The sequence below is a fragment of the Amycolatopsis sp. MJM2582 genome (genome assembly GCF_000754115.1).
Lineage (GTDB): Bacteria > Actinomycetota > Actinomycetes > Mycobacteriales > Pseudonocardiaceae > Amycolatopsis > Amycolatopsis japonica.
In genome coordinates, this window is the sequence record NZ_JPLW01000006.1 from 424,064 (window position 1) to 448,101 (window position 24,038).

The window sequence follows — 24,038 nt, forward strand, 5'->3', positions numbered from 1 at the left end:
GCGAGGAAAGGAGCCTTCGCCCGCTGCACGGTCGAGCGTGGAGGTGTGTTCGTACGACCCCGGCCAACATGCCAAGTGGGGAGGATTCCGGACGCTGAATGTCCGAAATCCTCCCCACTCACTGAAACCTTAGGCGCGGCTCCGCGGCTTCAAAGCCATCGCCGGCGTCACCGTCCGCACCTCGAAGTTCGCCACCGTGCTGTCCACCCGGTGGAAGAGATTGTCCGGACCGGAGAAGCACAACGACGTCACGCCCTGCTCCCGCAAGGTCGCGACCATCGACGGCCAGTCGATCGGCCGGTCGAAGGTGTCGAGCAGCATCCGGCGCACTCCCACCGCCGAGTCCAGGAGCGCACCGTCCTGGTCCGCGACCACCGGCAGTTCGGGGTCGCGAAGGGTGAAGCCGGACAGCACCTCCTCCTCGGCACGACGGCGCAAACCGCCGAAGTAGGTGGAGTGCACGGGCGGGCGCATGGTGTGCATCGAGTAGCCGCCGATCGCCCGGACTCGCGCCTTCACCCGCTCCAAATCCTTCTCCCGCAACGAAAGCAAGTAGAAGCCCTTGTCGATGACACCTGAAACGTCGTGGAACTCGTCCTTCAGCTCGGCAAGGACCTCGGCGAAACCCTCTTCCGGAGTCCGGACGAAACAGTGGGTTACGACGTCCGAGTAGTCGCTTTCGAAGTAGGACACCTCGCACCGCGAAAGCTCCGCGGTGAGCCGGACGGTCTCCTCGAACGACAGCACACCCGTGTACGAGGTCAACGCCTTCTGGCCGAAACTGGGACCGGCGCAGATCTCGGGTTTCACCCCGAGGGCGTCTTCGGCCCACTCCGCGAGGGAAAGACACGTCAGCATGAAGACGACCTGCGCGGCCTCGTCGTACACATCGACGTCTTCGCGGGCCGGGCCGAGCAGGCGACGGCCGAGGACGTCCTCGGCCGTCGCGAGCCGTTCCCGCGCCTTCCGGTTGATCATCAGGAACCGGCTCACGTCCCCGGATTTCGTCGGGGCCATTCCCGGGAAGATCAGGGCGGTGCGTTCGTCGGTCACGTCGCTCAGCCGGCTTTCGGTGAACTGGCCGATTCGGCGAGCGCCAGCTCCGTCATCCGCTTCTTGTCGGGTTTTCCGTTGCGGTTCAGCGGAAAACGGTCGACGACCCGGATGCGGTCCGGTAGCTCGAACTCCGGCAGCACCTCGGCGATACGCGTACGCCAGTGCCTGCCGTCGTGGCCGAGCGGGTCTTCGACGAAGAACGCCAGCTGGCAGCCGCGCCGTTCGTCCGGCAGCGCGATGATCTTGACCGGGACCAGTGCTTCGGTGACCTTGTGCTCGATGATCTCCGGGTAGAGCGTGTGTCCCTTGCGGTGCACGGCGAACTTGCGGCCCACCACGAACAGATTGTCGTTCTCGTCCAGGTAACCGAAGTCGCCGGTGTGCCGCCAGCCCTGCTCCGCCGGCTCCAGCGAGCCGTCCGCGGCGAGATAGCCCGCCATCATGTCGGGACAGTGCATCACGATCTCGCCGGTCTGCCCGGCGGGCAGCGAGTTGCCTTCGTCGTCGAGGATCCGCAGTTCGTGCCCGGGAAGCGCGCGGCCGCAGCCGATCGGGTTCTCCGGCGTCGCGAACGCGAGGTTGCCCAGTTCCGTGCTGCCGTAGCTGTCCAGCAACGGGAGGCCGAACCACGCGACGTAGTCTTCGCTGAGTGTCGAGCCCAGGGGAGCGGCACCGCTGCAGAACATCCGCACGCCCGCGAGATCGAGGCCGTAGCGGGGATTGCGCTTCACGATGTTGAGGATGCTCTGGTACGTCGACGGCGTGCCGTCGGTCACGGTCACCCCGCACTGGCCCGCCATCCGCAGCGCGCGGTCGATCCGCCGGTACGGCGCCACCACGAGCGAGCAGCGCACCAGCCACGCGATCAGCACCATCGACAGGCCGTACTGGTGGGAAAAGGGCAGCATCGGCATCAGCACGTCACCCGAGTGGTGGCCGACCTGGTCGGCGTTGCGCTGGAGGTTCTTGAGGAACCGTCCGCCGTTCTTGACCACGCCCTTGGGCACTCCGGTCGATCCGGAGGAGTACATGATCAGCCCGTCCGGCAGCTCGCACCACGGCTCCACCCGCAGCTCCGGATCGCGGGTGGCCTGGGACGCCCCGGCGACGAGCAATTCGTAGAGCAGGGTGTGCGGGCCGTCGGTGACCAACGGCGCGTCCTCGTCGACCAGGCTGATCTTGACCCCGGCCTGGTTGCAGACCCGCTGGGTTTCGGCGGCGTTCTCCTGCTGGTCGACGAGCACGATGCTCGCGCCGACATGCATCAGGGCCAGCAGGGTCGTCACGTAGGCGGCCGAGTTCCCGGCCTTCAGCATCACCCTGGTCGCGGGTGTCACGCCACGCTCCCGGAGGGACTCCGCCACCCCCAGCGCGCTGTGTTCGAGTTCGTCGAACGTCTGCAAGGAATCGAGGGCGAAGAGTCTCGCGGACATGGGATTCCCCTTTCTCTCACTCGGCGATCTTGGTGCGGCCAGACCACCGGAAGACGGCGACGACCTCATGACCGTCCTTTTGGAATTCCCCGTCATGGGAAAAGTGCTCGTAGCCTCCGTCGACGCAGATCTTCAAGTCCTGGTCGAGGTCCTCGACCTTCTGGTAGGACTCCAGATCCGCCGAACGCGCGCGGGATCCGGTGGGATCGATTCTGATGTGCACCACGGAAGGGCTCCTTTCACTGGGTGACGCGGAGGTCGGAAGGGCGCAAGGCGTCCGAGATGGCCCCGATCACGGCCGGGGCGTGGGTGTTCAGATAGAAATGCCCGCCGGGATACGTGGTCAGGGTGAACCGCCCGGACGTGTGCGTGGCCCAGTCGCGGACTTCCTCGACGGTCGCCTTCGGGTCGTTTTCGCCGACGTGGGCGTGAATCGGGGTCCGCAGTAGGGGCCCCGGCGTGTATCGGTAGGTCTCCGCGGCGGTGTAGTCCGTACGGATCGAGGGCAGCACCATTTCGAGGATCGCCTCGTCCTCGAAGATCTGGGCGTCGGTGCCGCCGAGTTCCTTCACGGCCGCGATGAGTCCCGCGTCGTCGCGCCGGTGGACCGTCTCGTCGCGAGCGCGGCTGGGCGCCACGCGGCCGGAGACGAACAACGCGTGGGGCCGCACGTCACCGGCTTCGAGGCGGCGGGCGACCTCGAAGCCGAGTGACGCGCCCATGCTGTGACCGAAAAGGACGGTCGGCCGGTCCAGCCACGGCAGGAGCGCCTCGGTGACACCGTCGGCCAGTTCGGCGATGGTGGAGAGCCCCGGTTCGTGACGCCGGTCCTGACGTCCGGGGTACTGGATCGCGAGTACGTCGGCGGCGGGGCTCAACGCCCTGGAAACCGGGAAGAAATAGCTCGCGGAACCTCCCGCGTGCGGGAAACAGACTAGACGGAAGGGCGCTTCGTCCGCGGGATGGAACCTGCGTACCCAGAGTCCTTCGTCGTTGCCTGCCACCCGGCCACCTCCTGCGTCGGCGACGGGCGGATCGCCCGTCCCACCGAGCGTGCGGGCGGCCGGTCCGGCCGGACAACCCCTACCGACCCGGCGTGGCCCCTATCGCGCCTCCTGAACGACCAGGGCGATCAGCGGGCGATGGAGACGGCGAAGGGGGTGAAACCGTTGCGGCGCAGGACATGGGGGACGACGAGAACCATGGCTTCGGTCGCGCGGGCGGTGGTGATGTCGCCGAGGTCCGCGATCCAGCCGGGATCCCAGCCCAGGTCGCCGAGAAGTCCCGCGACGGTTTTCTTGGCCTGTTCGTCGTTTCCGGACAGATAGGCGGTGGGCGGCGTGGTCAGCGCACCGGGGTCGGTCATGACCGTGAACAGCATGGTGTTGAGGGTCTTGACGACCTGGGTCCCGGGCAGGGCCGCCTGGAGTTGCTCGGCGAGGCTGCCGCCGGGGTAGCACAGATCCCCGGGCAGACCGTCTGCCGCGTCGTGGGTGGCGTTGGAGACGTCGACGAGGATCTTGCCCGCGAGTTCGGCTCGCAGCGCGGTGAGCCGCTCCAGTGTGGTGTCTCCGGGGGTCGCGTTGATGACGATGTCCGCGCCGCTGGCGACGGTGGCGTGATCACCGCTCCCGCGGCGGCCGAGAGTGACCTGGTGGCCCGATGCGGCCAGCGCGCGGGCGAGATTGGTGCCGACGCGGCCGGCGCCCAGGATGCCGATGGTGGTCATGGCGTGGTGCTCCCTTGTGGACTGGTCAGAGCGGGGAAAGGACGTCGAGCGCGGCGGCGTGGACGCGGGGAGCGGCGGCGAGGAAGTCGCGGCTGCCCGCGTTCCAGGGCTTGCCGTCCAGGTCGGTGACGGTGCCTCCGGCCTCGGCGACCAGGAGGGCGCCGGCGACGAGACCGGAACGGACGTCGGAGAACTGCCAGAAGGCGTCCATGCGCCCGGCGGCGACGTGGATGAGTTGCAGGGTCGCCGGAACGGACACGCGCACGACGAGGCCGGCGGTGAGCATGGCGGTCACCGATTCGCCGATCCGGCGGAAGGTGCCGGCGCTCTCGCCGGGCCTGGCCTGCCCGGTGCCGATCAGCGCGGCATCCAGGTCGGCCTTGGCGGAGACGGTCAGGGGGCGGCCGTCGAGATGGGCGCCGCCACCGGCGGTGGCCGTGTACGTGTCGCCGCTCAGCGGAAGATGCACGACGGTGAGGATGGGCTGGTTGTCGCGCACCAGGGTGGCGGTGACGGCCCAGTCCGGCATGCCGTGGACGTGATTGATGTTGCCTTCGGCCGGATCGACGACCCACCACTCGCCGGGCGGGAGCGCTCCGCCCGCGAGTTCGTCCTCCACCCACTGGGAACCCGGCCTCGCCGCCAGCAGCGGCTCACGCATGACGGCGAGAACCGCTTCGTCGTTCGCATGGATCTCGCCGACGACCTCCGCCAGGGTCACGCCCCGGGCGTGGGTCGTGTAGCGCTCCCGCAAGGTCTTTCCCGCGTCCTTCACGATGGCGGTCACCGCGGGCAGCAAGGTCGTCCGGAGGTCGGTGGGCATGGCTGTGCTCATGGCGTACTCCTTGGGATTCGGGCTCTTTCGGCCCCGTGATTCCCAAAGTAGAGAGCGCGACCATTAACGACAAGTGCATGTTCCGCACTTGTACAGTTACCACCATGCAACTGGATTTGAACCTGCTCACCGCGCTCGACGCCCTGCTGGAAGAGGGGAGCGTGGCCGGCGCCGCGGCTCGGCTTCACGTCACCGCACCGGCGATGAGCCGCTCGCTGGGCCGCATCCGCAAAGCGACCGGCGACGAGATCCTGGTCCGCACCGGACGCCACATGACCCCCACCACCCGCGCGGTGGCCATGCGCACCGAGGTCCACGCCCTGGTACGGCAGGCACACCAGTTGCTGTCGGCTCAGGCGGAACTCGACCTGGCGACGCTGGAGCGGGTGTTCACGGTCCGCTGGCACGACGCCCTCACCGCCGCCTGCGGAACCGCGCTGATCGCCGCGGTGCACCGCCAGGCCCCCGGTGTCCGGCTGCGTCTCACCGCCGAACCCGGCGACGACACCCCCGAGCTGCGTCGCGGCGAGGTCGATCTCGCCTCCGGCACCGGCCCGTCGTCTCTGCCCGACATCCGCCACCACCTCGTCGGCCACGACCGGCTCGCCGTCGCCGTCCGGCCGGGTCACCCGCTCGCCGGACTATCCGTGACCGCCGAGACCTACGCGGCGGCCGAACACCTCACCGTCTCCCGGCGCGGACGTCTGCACGACCGGATCGACGACGCCCTCGCCACCCTCGGCCACGAGCGCCGTGTCATCGCCTCCGCCCCCACCACGGCCACCGCGCTGCAGCTCGCCCGTGACACCGACCTCGTGGTCACCCTGCCCGACGCGGTCACCCGGGCCGCCCGGCAGCAACTCGGCTTGATCACCCTGCCGCTACCGCTGCGAATGCCCGACGTCCCCCTGCACCTGCTCTGGCATCAGCGGCACCACAACGACCCCGCACACGCCTGGCTGCGCGAAACGGCCACTGAAATCCTTCAAGACCTGCTCGCTCCGGCCTGATCCCGTCAGCGGCGCACCCGGTAGCGCAGGTGAAGCACTCGGTTGCCCTGAAGCACCGCCTCGGGATCTTCCAGCAGGTGCTGCGCTTGGACCGACCCGAAGAAGCGCCTCCCGGACCCGAACACGACGGGTACGACGTCCATGCGCACCTCGTCGACCAGGCCCGCGGCGAGCGCCTGGCCGCCGACGTCGCCGGCCGCGACCTCGACGACGCGGTCACCCGCGAGCTCCTGCGCCTTGGCGACGGCCGCCTCGACGCCGTCGACGAAATGGAACGGCGCGTCGGAGTCCCAGCCCTCGGGCGCGGGCCGATGCGTCACGACGACCACGTGGTCGATCCCGCTCGGTGGCTTCCCGTCCCAGCCGTCGGTCAGGTCGAAGACGCGGCGGCCGGCGATCGTCACCCCGATCTCGTCCCAGTACCGCCGGGTGTAGTCGTAGGACGCTCGCGACACCTTGAGCACGCCGCTCTCGTCCAGCGGGACGTCACCGCCGGTCAACCAGTCGAACAGCGGTCCGGGCTGGTCGTTCTCGTCCGCGACGAAACCGTCCACCGACACCGAGCCGTACATGACCACCTTGCCCACGGGCTCTCCTTTGCTTCGAGGGCCCCGAAACTAGCGCGCCGTGAGCCGCCGCGCTTGTAAGAAATCAATCGGCGGGCAGAGGCCAGCTGTCGAGCACATGGCCGGGATGTTCGCGGTGGAACCGTCGCCGGACCTCGAGGTAGCGGGTCGGCGTGAGCCCGGTGAACGCCCGGAACTCGTGGCCGAAGTGGGCCTGGTCGAAATATCCGGCGTCATGGGCGAGCTCGCCCCAGTCGATCGGTTCGGTGGGGTCGATCCCGAACACGGTGGCGGTGAAACGATAGGTGCGGGCGAGCCGCTTCGGTGTGACGCCGATGAGTTCCTTGAACCGCTGTGCCAGATGGGTGCCGCTGACCCCGGCCGCCGCGCTCAGGTCGCCGATCGCCACCGCCCCGCCGGTCGTCGCGATGGCGCCGCTCATCCGGCGGACCAGCTCCAGGCCGGAGGGCTCGCGGAGCCGTCGCCTCAGCTCATCCTCGAGCAGCGTCAGCATCTCGTGCGGTCCGGGCGCCGAGGCCAGCCGGTCCCGCAGCTCGGCGACGGCGGACCGTCCCCAAACCTGCTCCAGCGTCACCGGCCGGTCGCACAGTTCGGCCGCGGGCATCGGCAGGAACGACGACGGCCCCCACGGCTTGAAGTGCACGCCGACGGACCGGCTCCGACGGGGGTAGCCGAACTCGTACGCGCGGGTGGGCATGGTGATCACGCAGCCGTCGGCGTACCCGGCCGTCTCGATGTCGGCGCCGGCGCGGATGCGGAACGGCGCCCCGAGGTTGACGATGAGCAGCGCCGAGGGCGACGGCGGCAACGTCAGCCGGGCGTAGGGCGGCGCGCCCTCCAGGTAGTAGAGGTCGTCGATCAGCCCGTCCAGGGGCGGACGCGGCACTCTGGCCAGGTACTCCACGCGTCAAGCATCGCCGACGTCCGCCGGTAGCGCATTCGTTTCAGCCGAGATGGTCGTTCGCGCCACTGACCCAAGCGACGTAGCGCTCGGCCGAGCGTCGCACCGCGGCTTTCGCGTCAGCCTGCAGAGTGGCGCCCGTCAGCGCGTAGAGCCGATCGAACTCGTAGGGCTCCAGCCGGTCCAGGAGTCGCTCGACCAGCCCGGCCGAGAGCGGGATCTGATTGGGATAGCTGCGCATGAAGGTCACCCAGCCCGCCGCGGCCACCGGCACGATGGTGTCGCCCACCAGCAGCGAGCCGCCGTTCGCGGCGACGTGGGCGACCGCGGCGCCGGGGAAGTGGCCGCCCGCTTCGACGAGCGTGACGCCGGGAAGGATCTCTTCGGTACCACGCCATTCGCGGATCACCGGATCTTCGCGCCGCACCCACCGCCGGTCGGCGGCGTGCACGAGGACCGGCACGTTCCCGAGGTGATGGCTCAGGCTCACCTGCGAGCCGTACATATGCGGATGGCTCGCCACGATCGCGGCCGCCCCGCCGAGTTCGGCGATCTTGCCGAGCAGGGGCTCGTCGAGCGCGTTCGGCGGATCCCACAGCAGGTTGCCCTGATCGGTCTGGACGACGTGAGTCCATTGGCCGATCGAGAACTCCGGCTCGCGGTGCAGGCGGTGGATGCCCGGCTCCGGCTGCTCGTGGACCAGCTTGTGCGGATCCGCGGCGAGCTCTTCGGCCGTGGTCCAGGATTGGCCGGAAGCGCGGACGTACTGACGTTCGTCCGCGCAGATCCGGCAGATCCCGGCCGGAGGCGCGGCGGTGTCGGGGTGCTCGACGCCGCAGGTCGCACAGATCCAGATCGTCATGAGTCCAGCATGGAATCTCCAGTTCGCTGGAGGTCAAGACGTCCGGTCTACTCCTTGCGGCCGCTGACGGCCAAGCCGACGCCGAGCCCGACCATCGTGAGCCCGGCCGCGCCGCCGACCAGGTCCAGGCGCCGCGCCGAGCGGGCGAACCAGGACCGGACCGCTCCCGCCGCCACGCCCCAGACGGAATCCATCGCCAGGGCGATCGTGGCGAACACCGCGCCGAGGACCACCATCTGAAGGCCGGCCTGTCCGGCGGAGGGGTCGACGAACTGCGGCAGGATCGCCGCGAAGAACACCACGGTCTTGGGATTGGTGACGCCGACGATGAATCCCTGCAGCAGCGTGCGCCCGCCGCTGATCGGGGCCGCTTGCGCCTCGAAGGCCTCCCGCAGCGCCCGGCGGTGCCGGATCGCCTGGACACCGAGGTAGATCAGGTAGGCGGCACCGGCGAATTTGATCACGGTGTAGATCACGGCGGAGGCCTGGATGACGGCGCCCACCCCGATGGCGACGGCCGTGGCGGCGACGAAGCTGCCGAGCGCACCGCCGACCACGGTCACCAGCGCGGTCCGCCGTCCGTACGCCAGGGCGCGGCTGATCGCGAACAGCACGGCGGGGCCGGGGATGAGGATCAGGACGAACGACGCGAGCGCGAAGGCGGCGAGGCGATCAGGCGACGGCATAGGGCCACGCTAGCCGAGCCGGGCCAGATCCGGTCACGATCTCCGGGGTTCTTGAGCTGGCTTGCTTGCCCGGTCTGTTGCCGGGAAATGGCGACGGGGTCAGGCAGGCGGTTGCGTTGTCGGGGCGGTTCGCACTGTGGTCGGCTGTGCGTTGTCGGGAAACGGCGACGGGGTCAGGCATGCAGGCAAAGTTATCGATCAGCACGTGGCGTGTTGCCGGGAAGTGGCGACGGTTCGGAGGTGGTTGTGCGTGGTCGGTTTTGCGGTTCGGGCTGGCCAGTCCGTTGTCGGAAACTGGCGACGTGGCTCGGTGTCGTGAGGTGTTTTCCCGGCCGGTTGCCGGAAAACGGCAACGGGCTCAGGCAGCTGATTGTGCTGTCAGGGCGGTTCGCAACGTGGCTGGCTGTGCGTTGCCGGGAACGGCGACGGGATAAGGCACGCAAGCAAAGTTGTCGGGCGGTCCGCGGCGTGTTGCCGAGAAGTGGCGGCGGTGGTTGTGGGTGGTCGGTTCTGCGGTTCGGGCTGGCCAGTCCGTTGTCGGAAACTGGCGACGCGGCTCGGCTTTGGCGAGGTGATTTCCCGGCCGGTTGCCGGAAAACGGCGACTTCGACCTCGATCTACGGAAGCTACAAGCACAAGCCGGAGTCGACATCTTGTGCGGGTTCCTCACCGACATCGGGCGAGAGCTGGGAAAGCCGGTCCTCATGACATCGGAAGCCCGGCCGATCCGGAGCAAGACCGGGTCGTGTTGCTGGCCGAACCGCTGTAAACAGGCAACAGGCGTCTTTCCTCGACACTGATCGGCTATCTTGCGGGCGTGGATATTCAGGTGATCGAGGGCGCGTTGGTCGAGGTACCGACGGACACCGCGACGGGGATGGACCGGCGTGCGTTCGGGGAGTTCGTCGGCCCGCGGGGCGAGTTGGCCTCGTACGCGTTCGGCTGGACCACCGGTGCGGATCCGCACGCCGCTCGCCTGTCGATCGGGATCGGCGCGGGCAACCCCGGTGGCGGAACCTTCCACGCCGTCGTCTTCCAGCACGAGGACGGACACGCGTTCTCGTTGACCAGTGACCCGTTCGAACGGGTACCGCAGGGCGGGCCGGACCTCACCGCGGACGAGTCACGCGCCCACGAGGACCTGCCGTTCGTCTGGGCGGTCGCCGACGAGGTCATGCGGCGCGATCGGCGGGCCTGGTGGATGCGGCACTGGCTTCTGCGCACCCTGTGCGTCCAAACTCGCGAGGTGTTCGAGCGCCGCGAGCCGTTTTTGCTTGTGCGGCATGACGCCGACGACGACATGTGGCAGCTCGTCGGCGCTTCCGACGCGGACGGCGAAACTGGCAAGGTCGGGCATCTGCACCACGCCATCGACGAAGACCCGACCCTGATCGACGTCCTCGACCTGCCACCCGGCGGCAGCGCGACACGAACGGGCGCCGGAAGTCCTTGGACCGGACGCGCCTAGTGTTCGTCGAGATCGTCTTCGTGGGGCTGCCGATCGACCGTGACGAGGTCGAGGAGGCGTTGGAATCGGAATTCGAGGTCACCGGCGCGGGCAGCGGCATGGGTCGTTGTCATCTCGATGTTGAAATCGTGGAGGGTGCGGACACGACCGCGGCTCTGGAGCGGCTGCGGGCGGTGTTGTCCGACCTGGGGGTCGCGGACTGTGCGACCTTGAACGTGACTCCTTCCGCATAGACCGCGCCGGCCGACCACCTCTGACGGCTAACCGAAGATCCGGGCCCGCAGTTCTTTCACCGTCTGCCCCGAAGCGATCAGGTCCAGGGTGTCGAAATGCAGCGACCAGGCCGTGCTGGTCGCGGTCTTCACGGTCCGTTCGACCAGGCTGAAGGAGATCGGGCGCGGGTCGGAGCCGCCCAGCGCCACCGCGGTGCCGACCCACTCCCGGTATTCGGTGCCGTCCGCGGACACGGTGGCGCGCGGCTCGAGCGCGACGTCACGGACCGCGCCGAACAACCGGTCCAGGTATGCGGTCATGGCCCGGCGGCCGGAGATCGGCTCGGTCAGGCCGGGGCCCAGCAGGGTCGCCGTACCGTCCACGCCGGCGACCAGGATCCCCGCCGCTTCCCGGTTCCACGCCAGTTGCCGGATCCGCGGCGGCAAGGGGACCGCCGGGGCCGGATCGGTCGCCGACGCGGTGATCCCCTCGAAGAGGTTCCGGAGCGGGTTCGCCGGATCCTCCACCGGACGGAACATGGTGACCTGGTCCCAGAACCGCCTGCCGTCCTGCACCCGCGCCGGATCCTTGCCCGCCGCGGGATCGCCGAGGACGAGCCGGTGCATCGTCTTGAACGAGACCGGTTTCCCCTTGACGGTGCCGGTGTTCAGCGCCTCGATGAAGACGATCCTGCCGTCGGGGTCGGAAGTGACGGTCTCCGGAACGAAGACGTAGTCCGGCGCCAGCTTCAGCACGCCCTCGATCTGGCTTCTGATGCCCGCCCAGTCCCGGGGTGTCTCGAGCCCGCTGTCCCACAAACGCGCCGTCCCGTCCTGGACGAACAGGTTCATGTACGCGTCGACATTCCGGGCGTTTCTTCCCCAGGCACGGTAGGCGTCCATGAACCGCTCCACGTTCGCCGGTTGCCCGGCAAGGGATTCGGCGTTCGCCGGGGGCGCGAGAACGACAAAGGACAGAACGGCCGCCGCGAGGGCGGGCAAGAGTCGTGAAACCTTCATGGCCGAAGGATCATCGAGACGGGAGCCCCTGTCGATTACGTCCGAGGTAAGCGGGCCGCGGGTAGATTCTCCGTGTGGGGGTTGAAAAGGAAACGGTGCGCAGGGTGGTGATCGTCGCCTTCGACGACGCCCAGATCCTCGATGTCGCCTGTCCCAGCGGGGCGCTGGAGATCGCGAACTCGCACGGCGCGGCGCCACCGTATGTCGTCGAGCTGGCGACGGTTCAGGGGCGGACGACACGGAGTTCGTCGGGGATCATGCTCGCGGGTGCCCGGCGGCTCGCCGAGGTGTCCGGGCGGGTGGACACGGTGATCGTGGTCGGTGGCGCGGGAACGGGCGCGGCCGCGGCGGACGAGCGCTTGCTGACGCAGGTGCGGCGGCTGGCCGGACGGAGCAGGCGGATCGCCTCGGTGTGCACGGGTGCCTTCGTGCTGGCGGCCGCCGGGTTGCTCGACGACCGGCGGGTCACGACGCATTGGGGATACGGCGAGCTGCTCGCCGCCACCTTCCCGGCGGTGAAGGTCGATCCGGCTCCGCTCTACATCCGCGACGGCAACGTGTTCACCTCGGCCGGGGTCATCAGTGCGCTGGATCTCACGCTCGCGCTGATCGAGGACGACTGCGGTCCGACGCTGGCCCGCGAGGTCGCCCGCGAACTGGTGACCTATCTGCACCGCCCGGGCGATCAGGCCCAGATCAGCACGTTCCTGGCCGTCCCGCCGCCGGGCAACCGGGTCGTGCGCGACCTCTTGGGGTACATCGCCGCGCATCTCGCCGAAGACCTGAGCCCGCCGGCGCTGGCGGCCCGCGCCGGGGTCACCACGCGGCACCTCACCCGGCTGTTCACCGCCCAGCTGGGCAGCACCCCGGCCCGCACCGTGCGGACGGCGCGGACCGAAGCCGCCGCCCAGCTGGTGCGGTCCACCGCGTTGCCGCTGGCCGCGGTCGCGCGGCGATGCGGATTCGCCTCGGCGGAGACCCTGCGGACGGCTTTCCGCCAGTACTACGGGATCAGCGGGGACACACTTCGCAGGATGACGGACATGCCCCGCCCGATCGGCGCCTGAGCTCCCCAGAATCGCGGCATGGACAGTGCGAAGACCACCCGCAGGACAGTATTGGCCGGAGTCGCGGCAGCCGCGGCGTTCGGCCTCGGCACCGGCACGGCTCAGGCGGAGACCAAGGGACCGAAGATCGGCATCCTGCTCTACGACGGGTTCAGCCTGCTGGATCCGACCGGACCGGCCGAGGTCCTGTCCCGGCTGCCCGGCGCCACGGTGACGATGATCGCCCAGGAACGCGGCCCGGTGCGCACGGACACCCGTGACGTCGCGGTGCTGGCGGAACGTTCGGTGGCCGAGGTGCACCGCCTGGACGTGGTGCTGGTCCCGGGTGCGGGCAACCGCGGCACGGGCGCCGCCATGAAGAACCCGGTCCTGCTCGACTGGATCCGCCGGATCCATCGGCACACGACGTGGACGACGTCGGTGTGCACGGGATCCTTGATCCTCGGCGCGGCCGGACTGCTCCGCGAGCGGGCCACGACGTACTGGGCCTCAGCGGACTATCTGGAGAAGACCTTCGGCGTGCGTTACGTGCCCGAGCGCTACGTTCAGGTCGGCAAGGTCGTCACCGCGGCGGGCGTGTCCGCCGGGATCGACCTCGCCTTCCATCTCGCGTCCCTTTTGGCCGGTGAAGAGATCGCGCGCGGTATCCAGCTCGCCGTCGAATACGACCCGCAACCGCCTTTCGACTCGGGCGACGCCGCGAAGGCGAGCCCGGAACTCAAGGCGCTCGCGCTGAAACTGCTCGCGGATTCGCAGGTCTAACGGGGGCCGTCCGAGACCGGGCGCTCGGTGTAATCCTTCAGCACCAACGCGTTCGCCGCTTCCCGGATCGGGCGGGCCATCTGCTCCAGGACCCGGTTGCGGCCGGGGAGATAGGGCATCAGCTTGATCATCCGGGTGTTGAACCACGCGAACGCCCGCGACTGCGGGATGATCCCGCGCAGCGCGGTCTTCGCCAGGGCTTGGTTCTTCTCGACGTACGGACGCATTTCCGTTTCGTAGCGGGACAATGCCGCCGTGAAGTCGTCCGAAGCCGCCAGCTCGCCCGCCAGGACGTACGCGCCGACGAGGGCCAGGCTCGTGCCCTGCCCCGAGGCGGGCGACGGGCAATAGCCCGCGTCACCGAGGAGGGTGACGCGCCCGGCCGAAAACCGGTCCATGCGGATCTGGCACACCGGGTCGAAGTAGAAGTCGCCCGCCTCGCGCATGGCGTCGAGCAACGCCGGGATCTCCCAGCCCAGTTCGGCGAACTGGCGGGCGACGAGGTTCTTCTGGCTTTCGACGTCCCGCCGGTCGTAGGGCAACGGCGGGGCGCTGAACCAGAACGCGGCCTTGGCGTCGTCGGCACGCGCGGTGCTGTAGACGTTGACCATCTTGCCGGGCGCGGCCGAGTGCAGCAGTTCCCAGCGGTCGAGTTCGAAGGTGTTGGGCACGGTGGAGATCGAGATGTAGGCGTCGAATCGGTGCAGGAAGTCTTCTTCCGGCCCGAAAGCGAGCGCGCGGACGCCGGAGTGCAGCCCGTCGGCGCCGACGACCAGGTCGAACCGGCGCGGGGCTCCGTGCGCGAACGTCACGTCGACGCCGTCGGAACGCTGTGCCAGCCCGGTGATCCAGTCGCCGAAGACGTACTCGGTGTCCTCCCGGGTGGCGTCGTAGAGGATCTTCGCCAGGTCGCCGCGGAGGATTTCGGTGTCGTCGCCGTGGCGGAAGCCGAAAGTGTCGGCGTCGAGCGTGGCGAGCTGCTTGCCTCGTTTGTTCACGAACGCGGCGCCTCGCATGTCGGTGCTCGCCGCGTGCACCTCGTCGAGCAGGCCCATCCGGCGGACGACGTCGACGGCGACGCCGCGGATGTCGACCTTGTAGCCGCCTTCACGCGGGCTCGGGGCCCGCTCGACGACGGTGGCGCTGAAGCCGTGGTGGTGCAGCCACCAGGCGAGGGTGGGCCCGGCGACGCCGGCACCGGAGATCAGGATGTTCTTCGTCATGTCCGGCAGCGTGGACGTACCCGCTCACCGGTCACGAACCGAGCGCGAACCGCCGCTGACCGAGTTCGTGGATCGCCTGGTCAGGAGGCATTTCCCGGCCCCGGGCGAACGCGTCGGAGTAGGCATCGGCGCCGATGCGGGCCCGGACGCGGTCCATCACTCCGTCGACGTCGGCGTCCCCGGCGACGGGCGCGCCGCGCAGCCCGACCGCCACGCCGAGCAGGAACGCCGCCCGCTCGTCCTCGTCACGCGCGGCGAGGACCCCGGCCAGTCCTTCGATCGCCTGGGCCGCGCCGGGCAGATTCGCGTATTCCAGCGCGGTCGCGAGCGCTTCCTGGTGCAGTTCGGTCGCCGCGTCGAGGTCGCCGGCGGCGGCCATCGTCCAGCCGAAGCCGGTGTGGAGCCGGATCCGTGTCTCGCCGCCGGTCACCGGGCCGGTGTCCAGGCCGAGCGCGGCGGTGTACCAGCGCCGGGCCGTCACCAGGTCGCCCTGGCGACGGGCGATCTCGCCCAGCCCGCCTCGGGCCCGCGCGAGCGTCAGCGGGTTGCCGCGCGCTTGGTCGGCGGCGGCTTCGTAGTCGGCTTTCGCGGCCTTGGTGTCACCCGCGCGCAGGACGCCGTCGGCGCGGCGGCAGAGCAGATCGGCGGCGTCTTCGAAGGAACCGAGTTCCGCGGCCAGACGCACGGATTCGTCCATCAGCTCGCGGAACCGGACGTGATCGCCGCGCCAGTCCGCGAACTCGGCGAGCTTCTCCAGTGTGCTCGCCGCGCCCCAGCGGTCACCCAGTTCGCGGAACCCGGCCAGTGACGCGGAGAAGTGTTCTTCAGCGTCGGCGATCCGGCCGTTGTACTGCGCGCCGAGGCCGTCGCTGATCCGCGCGAACGCCCGCGACCAGCGATCGTCGCCGATGAGCGCGGCGAGCCGTTCCCCCTCTTTCGCCTTGGGGTGCGGGGAAAACGCCCACAGCAGGAACAGGTACGGGTAGCGCAGCGGGCCGTCGAGCCGCCGCAGGATCGATTCGATCCCGACGTCGGCGGCCGACGCGTGGACCAGGCCGAGGACGTATTCCTCGGTCAGCCCCGGCGGCGGTTCGGGGCCGATGGCGGCGAGTGCGGCGTCCGCGAACGGTGTCGCCTCGCCGCGCAACCCACGCAGCCACCAGTACCAGGTCAGGGCCGCGATGAGCCGCAGGGCGAGGTCCGGGGCGGCGGTCACGCTCCAGCGCAAGGCGGCGTGCAGTTCGGCGTGCTCGGCGCTCAGTGCTTCCAGCGCCACCAGCTGGTCCGCGCCGCGCAGCTTCGGTTCGGACATGAGGGCGAGACCGAGGAAGTATTCGGCGTGTTCGGCGCGCCGGTCCTCGCCGTGCTCGGCGCAGAACGCGCGGATGGTCTCCAGCATCCGGTACCGGCCGCCGTCGAACTCGACGAAGGACTTCTCTACCAGCCCGGCCAGCACGCCTTCCGCGTCGGGCACGGCGCAGACGCGTTCGACGGCGTCGAGCCTCGCGCCACCGGCGAACACCGCGAACCGGCCGGCGAGCCGCCGTTCTCGCGGATCGAGCAGGTCCCAGCTCCACTCGACGACGCCGCGCAGCGTCCGGTGCCGCGGTTCGGCGGTCCGCTCGCCGCGGGACAGCAGCCCGAACCGGTCGCCGAGCCGGGCGGCGACATCGGCGGCGGACAGGGTCCGCAACCGCGCGGCGGCGAGCTCGATCGCCAGCGGCAGACCGTCGAGCTCGGCGCAGATCCGGGTCACGGCGGCCGGATCCGGCGTTTGCCCGGGAGCGACCGCCGCGGCCCGCTCGGTGAACATCCGGGCGGCGACGCCCGCGGGCAGGGGACCGACCGGTACCAGCGTTTCGCCGGTCAGGCCCAGCGCTTCGCGGCTCGTGACGAGCACCCGCAGACCAGGGCACTCCGACAGCAGGCGCCGCACCAGCCGCGCGGCTTCTTCGACGACGTGTTCACAGTTGTCGAGGACGAGCAGCGGCGACCGGTCGGCGAGCCCGGCGACCAGGCGGTCGGCGGGCTCCGAAACCGCTCCCGGCGTCAGGACGCCTTGTTCGCGCAGGCCCAGGGCGGCGAGGACGGCGGGCGCGACCTCGGTCGCCGCGGCGAGTTCGACGAAGCAGACTTCGCCGTCCTGCAAGGAAGTCGCTTCGACGGCGAGCCGTGTCTTGCCCGCTCCGCCGGGCCCCGTGAGCGTGACGAGCCGCGTGGTCCCGAGCGCGGCGACGAGCCGGCCGAGTTCGTCGCGGCCGACGAATCCCGTGAGCGGCACGGGAACCCGGCGGGCCGGTGACCCTCGCAGGACGGCGGCGTGCGCGTCGGCGAGCTCCGCGGACGGGTCGGCGCCCAGTTCGTCGGCGAGGCGGCTGCGGGCCTCGGCGAATACGGCGAGCGCCTCGGCGGACCGGCCGCTGCCATGCAGGGCGCGGACGAGCTGGGCGGTGAGCCGTTCCCGCAGGGGATGTTCCCGCGCGAGCTCACGGAGTTCGGCGACGAGCTTTTCGTGCTGTGCCAAGGCAAGCCCGGCTTCGACGCGGTCCTCGATCGCGGCCAGCCGCAGCTCGGCGAGCCGGGCCGCGCGCGGTGGGTCGGCGAGCCCGTCGAGAGCGGGCCCGCGCCACAGCGCCAGGGCTTCGGTGAAGAGCGCGAGCTTCATGGCCGCCTCGGCGGTCTCGCGCGCCTGGGCCGTGAGGCGTTCGAAACGGTGGAGGTCGACGTCCTGCGGATCCACGGCCAGCCGGTATCCGGCGGGGGTGAACTCGACGAGCCCGTCGGGCGCGCCGCCGTCCTTCAGCCGCCGCCGGAGCCGGGAGACCTGGGACTGCAGGGCTTCGGCGGCGCCCTCGGGCGGATCGTCGCCGTGCAGGCCGTCGATCAGCCGGTCGGCGCCGACGATCCGCCCGGCGTCGAGCGCGAGGAGGGCGAGCAGACCCCGAAGCTGCGGCCCGCCGAGCGCGATGGGTGTCCCGTCGGGACGGCGGGCTTCGACCGGCCCGAGGATGGCGAACTGCACGCCGACGATTCTGGCCCACTCCGGCTGGTCGTGAGCGGGGACTCGGGGATTTGGGCGCTTCGGGCGGGGTCGTGAGTGGCGTTTCGGGTTCTAACCCGAAACGCCACTCACGACCCCGCGCTCGACCATCGCTGGCCCGCCCACGAACACGACACGCGTGATCAGACGGACGACTCGTGACGGGACCCGGCCGCGCTGATGTCGCGAAAGCCACTTTCGGGACATCAGACGTCCCGAAAGTGGCTTTCGGGACACACCACCTTTGCCTTACCCCCTCAACCGCCTTTATCACTCGCGACTCCCTCTGAAATCTCTCATACAGGCATGAACTGGACACCTGGCCGACGCGGAATGTCCCTTGTGGACACTTTCTGAAGGTCGCCATGACTGGGAAACCGTGCAGCTGGGTGTCAATCAGACATTTCGCCCTCTAAGGTTGTCGCTCTAGGGCGGCCGTGGCCGCTGACGTTGCGAAAGCCACTTTCGCAACCTCCAACGTTGCGAAAGTGGCTTTCGCAACACGCCGCCTTCGCCCTACCCGCCTTGTTAACGGCCGCGCGAACATCCGGCAACACACGGAAACCCGGCCGTCACAACCGGGCGGACGGGCGGAAACGAGGCGTTCGTACCTTCTGGCTCCCGTCCCCGGTGCCCTGGAGGAGACCTCGGTCATGACCATCGAAGAATCGGAGACCCGTGCCGCGCCCGCCGGCCTCGGCGCGACGAAGGAAACCCTCGAGGACTACACCCTCCGATTCGCGCCGAGGACGTACCGTCGCTGGACACCGGCGGTGGTCGGCGCTTCCGCGCTGGGCGGGATCGCCTACATGGCGGACTTCTCGATCGGCGCCGGTATCGGCCTGACCCACGGCACGGGCAACGCGCTGCTGGCGATCGCCCTGGCGGCGGTGATCATCTTCGTGACCGGGTTCCCGCTGGCCTACTACGCCGCCCGGTACAACATCGACCTCGACCTGATCACCCGTGGTTCCGGTTTCGGCTACTACGGTTCGGTGCTCACCAGCGTCATCTTCGCCAGCTTCACCTTCATCTTCTTCGCGCTCGAAGGCTCGATCATGGCGCAGGGCCTGAAGTACGCGATATCGCTGCCGTTGTGGCTCGGCTACCTCGTGTCCACCCTGGTGATCATCCCGTTGGTCATCTACGGCATGAAGGTACTGGCGAAACTGCAGAGCTGGACGAATCCGCTGTGGCTGCTGCTGATGGTGGCCCCGCTGGTGTTCCTCGTCGTGAAGGATCCCGGTTCGGTCCAGCGGTGGCTGTCCTACGAAGGCGAGGGCGGCGCCGGGCTGAGCACGGCCGCGATCATGCTCGGTGCCGGAGTGTGCCTTTCCCTCATGGGGCAGATCGGCGAGCAGGTCGACTACCTGCGTTTCATGCCGCCGCGCACGGCGGAGAACCGGCGCGCCTGGTGGACCTCGATGGTGCTGGCCGGGCCGGGATGGGTGTTCTTCGGCGCGATCAAGCAGGCGATCGGCGTGTTCATGGCGGTCTACATCCTGGACGCGGTGGGCAAGGCGGCCGCCGTCGAGCCGATCGAGCAGTTCACCGGCGTGTTCACCGAAGTCATGCCGTCGTGGCTGGTGGTACCGCTGGCCTTGGTCCTGGTGGTGCTCAGCCAGGTCAAGATCAATGTCACCAACGCCTATTCCGGGTCGCTGGCGTGGACGAACTCCTTCACCCGGATCACGAAACGCTATCCGGGCAGGCTGGTGTTCGTGCTGGTGAACCTGGCCATCGCGCTGACCCTGATGGAGGCGGACATGTTCAGCTTCCTCAACGGCATCCTGAGCTTCTACTCGAACTGCGCGATGGCGTGGGTGGTCACCGTCGCCACCGACATCGCGATCAACAAGTTCGTGCTCGGGCTCTCGCCGAAACAACCGGAGTTCCGGCGCGGCATGCTGTTCGCGGTCAACCCGGTCGGTGTCGTCGCTTTCCTGGGTTCCTCGCTCCTGTCGATCTCCGTCTACTTCGGACTCTTCGGCGCCGGCATCCGGCCGTACTCCCCGCTGGTCGCGGTGGTGGTCGCGATCGTGCTGACCCCGCTGATGGCGGTGCTCACCCGCGGGCGTTTCTACCTACGCCGCACCGATGACGGCATCACCGAGCCGATCCTGGACGAAGACGGCAATCCGAGCGGCACCCACTACGACTGCGAGGTCTGCGGAGAGGCCTATGAGCGCCCCGACATGACGGCGTCCGCGACCGGCGGGACGATCTGCTCGTTGTGCCTGAGCACGGACCGGGAAGGACACCACATCCTTCCCGCCGGGCCCTGATCGAGGGCGTCGACTTGCGGGTCCGGTGACCTCGTGTCACCAATGGACACGGCAAGCCACTGACCGGCGAGAGGACACGTGAACCCGGTGAACCTGACCCTCGTCGTCGTCCTCGGTGTCGTCAGCATCGTCCTGGTGGCCGCGTTCTCCGAGCGGCTCAACGTGGCCGCTCCGCTGAGCCTCGTGGTGGCCGGTATCGGGCTGAGCTTCCTGCCCGGCGTCCCGCATCCCGAGGTCGAGCCCGAGCTGATCCTCGCCGGAGTGCTCCCGCCGCTGCTGTATTCGGCGGCGGTGAACATGCCGGTGGTCGATTTCCGGCGGAACATCCGGCCGATCACCGGTCTCGCGGTGCTGCTCGTGGTGGGGACGACCCTGGGCGCGGGCTGGCTGTTCCACGAGCTGATCCCGGACATCGGCTGGCCCGCCGCGTTCGCGCTCGGCGCGGTCATCAGCCCGACCGACGCCGTCGCGGCGACGTCCGTGGGGCGTCGGCTCGGCCTCCCGCCCCGGCTGCTGACCGTGCTCGAAGGCGAAGGGCTGGTCAACGACGCCTCCGCGCTCGTGCTGCTGCGGTCGGCCGTCGCCGCGGTCGCCGGGTCGGTGTCCGTCTGGGGCATCGTGGGGGAGTTCTTCTTCGCGGTCGTCGTGGCGGTCGGGATCGGATTGCTCGTCGGGATCGTCAACGTCCGGGTGCGCGCGTTGCTGGGCAACGCCGTGCTCAACACCGCGATCTCGTTCGTGGTCCCCTTCATCGCGTTCCTGCCCGCCGAAGAGGCCGGAGCCTCGGGAGTGCTCGCGGTCGTCGTCGCCGGCCTGGTGACCGGTCATCTCGCCCCGCGGCATCTGCGCGCGACGGACCGGCTCGCCGAGGCCGTCAACTGGCGCACCGCGGCCTTCCTGCTGGAAAGCGCGATGTTCCTGCTCATGGGACTCAGCGTCAAAACCCTCATCGACGAGGTGCACAAGGACGGTTCGAGCGTGTGGCGCGCACTCGCCATCGGACTGGCCGCGTCGGCACTTGTCATCGTCGCGCGCATCGTCTTCGTCGGGCCGTTGGTCGGCGGCCTGTACCGCGAGCAGCGGAAGGCCGCGCGGTTCAAGCCCCGATTGGAGACGACACAGGCGGTGCTGCGGGGTGACGAGTCGAATCCCGCCGTCACCGAACGGCTGGACAAGGCGTCACCGAGGCGGGTGGCGCATTTCCGGAAACGGCTCGACCGCGCCGCCGCCGACGTCGAGTTCCGGCTCACCGAGACCTTGGGCTGGCGCGGTGGGGTGGTGCTCGGCTGGGCGGGGATGCGCGGCGCGATCACCCTCGCGGCGGCGCAGACCCTGCCGCAGGACACGCCGGACCGCGCCCTGCTGGTCCTGATCGCCTACGTGGTGGCGACCACGACGCTGCTGGTCCAGGGCATGACGCTGCCGGCGGTCATCCGCGCGGCGCGCGTGCCGTCGGAGGACCCGGGCCGGTTGCGGCGCGAATACGTCCGGCTCACCACCGAACTGGCCGACGCGGCGAAGTCCCTTTTGGACGATCCCGACCTGGAGGATCCGGGCAACGGGCCCTTCGGCGACCGGGTCGTGGACCGGGTGCGCTCGGACGTGCGCGTCCCACCCGCCTCACCGGGCGACCGCCCGGCCCCGGAACAGATCGAGCAGTACCTGCGGCTGCGCTTGCGGGTCCTGACCGAACAATCCGAACGTCTCCAGCACGCCCGGTCGAGCGGCGCATACAGCTCCGAGGCGCTGAGCCGGGCCCAGACCGCCCTCGACGTCGAGATGGCCCGGCTCGAACAGCTGGCGGACCGGCCGGTCTCCTGATCGCGGTCAGCTCTCGGTCTTGACGTACAGCCGCACGGTTCCGCCGCGGTGCGTGCGGAAGTAGTTCTGGAGTTGCGCGCTGCTCGCGACGCATCCGGCACTGGTGAAATCGTTCTCGCCCGTGCGCGGGAGTACGACGGAGCACTGCGCGAGATAGCTGAATTTGTCCGGCCACAGCACGAAGAACGTCGCGGATCCGGAACCCGTGCCGCCGTTGTTGCGGAAAACCGCGCTCATCGAGCAGGCGTTTTCGTTGCACGGCCCGTTCCACTGCGAGGAACGCACCTGGAAATCGGGCCGCGCCGGTGGCGTCGTCCGGACCGCCTGTTCCGTCGTGGTCCGGGTCGTGCGAGGTGTGCTCGTCACCGCGAGCGGCCGGGAAGCCGTGGTCTGGCTCGACGGGACGGCGCGAGGGGAAGACGAGCATCTCGCGCCATCCCAGGACGGCGCGTTCCCCGCTGGTGAGAGGCGGTGTTTCGTTCCCGCTTCCCAAGTCGCGCCGAAGCGATGAACAAGCACCCCAACAGCGTCCGGGCCCTCCAGCGCCGCGCGATGCTCTGCCCGATCGACGCGTTCTCGGGCAAGGGTGATTCACCCGCCTTCTCTCGGGTACCCGAAGATCGGAAGCGGAACCGACGAGACAGGAGACATCGTGCAAAGCTCAACGCTCCGGGACGTCACCGTCCGAGAAGGACCGTTCGCGTCGGTCTACTTCGACAACTCGCACGACACCGAGGACGCCGCCGCGCGATTGGAGCTGCGCTGGCGTTCGCTCCGCAAACGGCTGGCCGACGAGGGTGCGCGGGAGCCGACGCTCACCGCCCTCGACGCCGCGGTGGCCGCCGCCCCGCCTTCGGAGGGCAAGGCGGGCCGGGCCCTGATCGCGGAGGGGGACGAGGTCGTACTCGACGAGGAACTCGTGGAGCCGCCGCTCCGTGAGGTCGCCCGTGTCGCGCCGCAGCCGTATCTTCTCCCGCTCCTGCGGCTCGCCCCGGCCGTCGTGCCGCACGTCGTCGTGGTCGCGGACCGGACGGGGGCCGATCTGTTCGCGTCGGGTGAGGACGGTGCCGAACAGCGGACCGTCCAGGGCGAGGACCATCCGGTGCACAAGGTGCGCGGTGGCGGCTCGGCCTACTGGAATATCCAGCATCGGGTGGAGGCCGTGGCCGAACGCAACGCCGCGGAAGTCGCGCAGGAGGCGGTGAAGCTCGCCGATTCCGTCGGCGCCGAAGTGCTGGTGCTCGCGGGCGAGGTGCAGGCGCGAGCGCAGGTACGCGACGAACTCGCCCCGCGCGGTAAGGAGAAGGTCGTCGAGCTGGAGGAAGGCGGCCGGGCTGATGGAAGTGGCCCGCAGGCCCTCGAAGCCGAGGTACACCGGGTGCTGACCGAACACGCCGAACGCGGCCGCCAAGACGTGATCGACCGCTTCCGTGCCGAACAGGGTCGCGAGGGCGGCCTGGCGGCGGACGGGCTCGCGCGGACGACGGCCGCCCTGCGTTCGGGTGCCGTCGAGACGTTGCTGATCGACGTCGATTCGTTGGCGGATCGCCTGGTCTGGGTCTCCGGCGAGCCGACCCAGGTCGCGGCCGCGAAGGAGGATCTCGAACTCTCCGGCGCGGAGACGCTGACCGAGTGCCGCGCGGACGAAGCGCTTCCGGTGGCCGTGCTGGCCGAAGGCGCGGACATCGTCCCCGTCAGTGGTGAGGGTCTGATGGAGGGCGTCGGTGCGGTTCTTCGGTTCGCGGTCTGACCCGGCTCAGGACGTCGCGACGGCGTCGCGTGCCTTGTCTCCGCCGACGACCGAGCTCTCCCTTGCGCAGTGCGCGCAGCAGAAGAAGCGATCCTCCACCTGGATGCCGTGTCCGACCACGCGGCAACCGCAGTGCTCGCAGATCGGCGCCAGCTGGTGGATCGCGCATTCGAAGGAGTCGAAGGTGTGCTTCGCTCCGTCGACGGTGTGGGATCTCGAACGTCTTTTCGTAGTCGTTTCCGCAGACTTCGCAGTTCGTCATGCTGGAGGGCTACCCGGTGTACGGCCCCG

The 24,038-nt window shown here is 69.5% G+C and carries 23 protein-coding genes and 1 pseudogene; 9 read left to right on the top strand and 15 right to left on the bottom strand.

What is annotated here, in order from left to right; translation table 11 throughout:
- Window positions 1-129 precede the first annotated feature (129 nt).
- The 6 genes from ED92_RS32950 to ED92_RS32975 all read right to left on the bottom strand — a co-directional run bounded on the left by ED92_RS32950 (window position 130) and on the right by ED92_RS32975 (window position 5,053).
- On the bottom strand, window positions 130-1,053 hold the full coding sequence (locus ED92_RS32950) for an ACP S-malonyltransferase (protein WP_081975976.1): 924 nt from the start codon (window positions 1,051-1,053) through the stop codon (window positions 130-132).
- A 5-nt stretch (window positions 1,054-1,058) separates the two neighbouring features.
- A complete protein-coding gene (locus ED92_RS32955) occupies window positions 1,059-2,489 on the bottom strand; it encodes a class I adenylate-forming enzyme family protein (protein WP_037345127.1) in 1,431 nt (476 codons plus the stop codon).
- Window positions 2,490-2,505: 16 nt separating this feature from the next.
- On the bottom strand, window positions 2,506-2,715 hold the full coding sequence (locus ED92_RS42925) for a DUF5988 family protein (protein WP_037345129.1): 210 nt from the start codon (window positions 2,713-2,715) through the stop codon (window positions 2,506-2,508).
- Window positions 2,716-2,728: 13 nt separating this feature from the next.
- On the bottom strand, window positions 2,729-3,493 hold the full coding sequence (locus tag ED92_RS32965; RefSeq protein WP_037345130.1) for a thioesterase II family protein: 765 nt from the start codon (window positions 3,491-3,493) through the stop codon (window positions 2,729-2,731).
- Window positions 3,494-3,621: 128 nt separating this feature from the next.
- Complete coding sequence (locus ED92_RS32970) at window positions 3,622-4,218, bottom strand: NADPH-dependent F420 reductase (protein ID WP_037345132.1); 597 nt, start codon at window positions 4,216-4,218, stop codon at window positions 3,622-3,624.
- Window positions 4,219-4,243: 25 nt separating this feature from the next.
- On the bottom strand, window positions 4,244-5,053 hold the full coding sequence (locus ED92_RS32975) for an inositol monophosphatase family protein (protein ID WP_037345134.1): 810 nt from the start codon (window positions 5,051-5,053) through the stop codon (window positions 4,244-4,246).
- 104 nt (window positions 5,054-5,157) lie between these two features.
- Between ED92_RS32975 and ED92_RS32980 the strand changes: the two genes are divergently transcribed.
- A complete protein-coding gene (locus tag ED92_RS32980; RefSeq protein WP_037345136.1) occupies window positions 5,158-6,063 on the top strand; it encodes a LysR family transcriptional regulator in 906 nt (301 codons plus the stop codon).
- Between the two features lie 5 nt (window positions 6,064-6,068).
- Here ED92_RS32980 and ED92_RS32985 read toward each other — a convergent pair whose 3' ends face one another.
- The 4 genes from ED92_RS32985 to ED92_RS33000 all read right to left on the bottom strand — a co-directional run bounded on the left by ED92_RS32985 (window position 6,069) and on the right by ED92_RS33000 (window position 9,099).
- Window positions 6,069-6,650: a dihydrofolate reductase family protein gene (locus ED92_RS32985; RefSeq protein ID WP_037345137.1), complete on the bottom strand. Its 582-nt coding sequence runs from the start codon at window positions 6,648-6,650 to the stop codon at window positions 6,069-6,071.
- Between the two features lie 64 nt (window positions 6,651-6,714).
- The gene (locus tag ED92_RS32990; RefSeq protein WP_037345785.1) at window positions 6,715-7,536 is read right to left on the bottom strand and encodes a helix-turn-helix domain-containing protein; all 822 of its coding nucleotides are present in this window, start codon (window positions 7,534-7,536) and stop codon (window positions 6,715-6,717) included.
- Between the two features lie 58 nt (window positions 7,537-7,594).
- Entirely contained in the window at window positions 7,595-8,413 is an 819-nt protein-coding gene (locus ED92_RS32995; RefSeq protein WP_037345139.1) for a hydrolase, read from the bottom strand.
- Window positions 8,414-8,460: 47 nt separating this feature from the next.
- Window positions 8,461-9,099, bottom strand: a complete 639-nt coding sequence (locus tag ED92_RS33000) for a LysE family translocator (RefSeq protein WP_037345141.1) — start codon at window positions 9,097-9,099, stop codon at window positions 8,461-8,463.
- Between the two features lie 817 nt (window positions 9,100-9,916).
- On the opposite strand from ED92_RS33000, the gene ED92_RS33005 reads away from it, so the two are divergent.
- Both ED92_RS33005 and ED92_RS33010 read left to right on the top strand, forming a co-directional pair.
- The gene (locus tag ED92_RS33005) at window positions 9,917-10,567 is read left to right on the top strand and encodes a hypothetical protein (RefSeq protein ID WP_037345142.1); all 651 of its coding nucleotides are present in this window, start codon (window positions 9,917-9,919) and stop codon (window positions 10,565-10,567) included.
- The gene (locus ED92_RS33010) at window positions 10,567-10,800 is read left to right on the top strand and encodes a hypothetical protein (protein ID WP_037345143.1); all 234 of its coding nucleotides are present in this window, start codon (window positions 10,567-10,569) and stop codon (window positions 10,798-10,800) included. Before ED92_RS33005 ends, ED92_RS33010 begins: the two co-directional genes overlap by 1 nt.
- Before the next feature lie 27 nt (window positions 10,801-10,827).
- On the opposite strand, the gene ED92_RS33015 is transcribed toward ED92_RS33010, so the two are convergent.
- A complete protein-coding gene (locus tag ED92_RS33015; protein WP_152611077.1) occupies window positions 10,828-11,799 on the bottom strand; it encodes a nuclear transport factor 2 family protein in 972 nt (323 codons plus the stop codon).
- 104 nt (window positions 11,800-11,903) lie between these two features.
- On the opposite strand from ED92_RS33015, the gene ED92_RS33020 reads away from it, so the two are divergent.
- On the top strand, window positions 11,904-12,866 hold the full coding sequence (locus tag ED92_RS33020; protein WP_052121018.1) for a GlxA family transcriptional regulator: 963 nt from the start codon (window positions 11,904-11,906) through the stop codon (window positions 12,864-12,866).
- 18 nt (window positions 12,867-12,884) lie between these two features.
- Window positions 12,885-13,628, top strand: coding sequence for a DJ-1/PfpI family protein (locus tag ED92_RS33025; protein ID WP_037345146.1), 744 nt, complete (start codon window positions 12,885-12,887; stop codon window positions 13,626-13,628).
- Here ED92_RS33025 and ED92_RS33030 read toward each other — a convergent pair.
- Both ED92_RS33030 and ED92_RS33035 read right to left on the bottom strand, forming a co-directional pair.
- Window positions 13,625-14,851: an FAD-dependent monooxygenase gene (locus ED92_RS33030; RefSeq protein WP_037345154.1), complete on the bottom strand. Its 1,227-nt coding sequence runs from the start codon at window positions 14,849-14,851 to the stop codon at window positions 13,625-13,627. The two genes, ED92_RS33025 and ED92_RS33030, sit on opposite strands and share 4 nt — an antisense overlap.
- Window positions 14,852-14,882: 31 nt before the next feature.
- Window positions 14,883-17,873, bottom strand: coding sequence for a BTAD domain-containing putative transcriptional regulator (locus ED92_RS33035; RefSeq protein WP_037345156.1), 2,991 nt, complete (start codon window positions 17,871-17,873; stop codon window positions 14,883-14,885).
- A 671-nt stretch (window positions 17,874-18,544) separates the two neighbouring features.
- Here ED92_RS33035 and ED92_RS33040 point away from each other — a divergent pair.
- Complete coding sequence (locus ED92_RS33040; protein WP_037345157.1) at window positions 18,545-20,176, top strand: cytosine permease; 1,632 nt, start codon at window positions 18,545-18,547, stop codon at window positions 20,174-20,176.
- 87 nt (window positions 20,177-20,263) lie between these two features.
- Complete coding sequence (locus ED92_RS33045) at window positions 20,264-21,997, top strand: sodium:proton antiporter (RefSeq protein ID WP_037345791.1); 1,734 nt, start codon at window positions 20,264-20,266, stop codon at window positions 21,995-21,997.
- A 6-nt stretch (window positions 21,998-22,003) separates the two neighbouring features.
- Here ED92_RS33045 and ED92_RS43470 read toward each other — a convergent pair whose 3' ends face one another.
- Window positions 22,004-22,234: a hypothetical protein gene (locus ED92_RS43470; RefSeq protein ID WP_235213421.1), complete on the bottom strand. Its 231-nt coding sequence runs from the start codon at window positions 22,232-22,234 to the stop codon at window positions 22,004-22,006.
- On the opposite strand from ED92_RS43470, the gene ED92_RS43475 reads away from it, so the two are divergent.
- On the top strand, window positions 22,212-22,508 hold the full coding sequence (locus ED92_RS43475; protein WP_235213422.1) for a hypothetical protein: 297 nt from the start codon (window positions 22,212-22,214) through the stop codon (window positions 22,506-22,508). The two genes, ED92_RS43470 and ED92_RS43475, sit on opposite strands and share 23 nt — an antisense overlap.
- A 141-nt stretch (window positions 22,509-22,649) precedes the next feature.
- A complete protein-coding gene (locus ED92_RS33055; protein ID WP_037345159.1) occupies window positions 22,650-23,747 on the top strand; it encodes a Vms1/Ankzf1 family peptidyl-tRNA hydrolase in 1,098 nt (365 codons plus the stop codon).
- 6 nt (window positions 23,748-23,753) lie between these two features.
- Here ED92_RS33055 and ED92_RS43480 read toward each other — a convergent pair.
- Window positions 23,754-24,009, bottom strand: a pseudogene (locus ED92_RS43480) (Prokaryotic metallothionein).
- Between the last annotated feature and the right edge of the window lie 29 nt (window positions 24,010-24,038).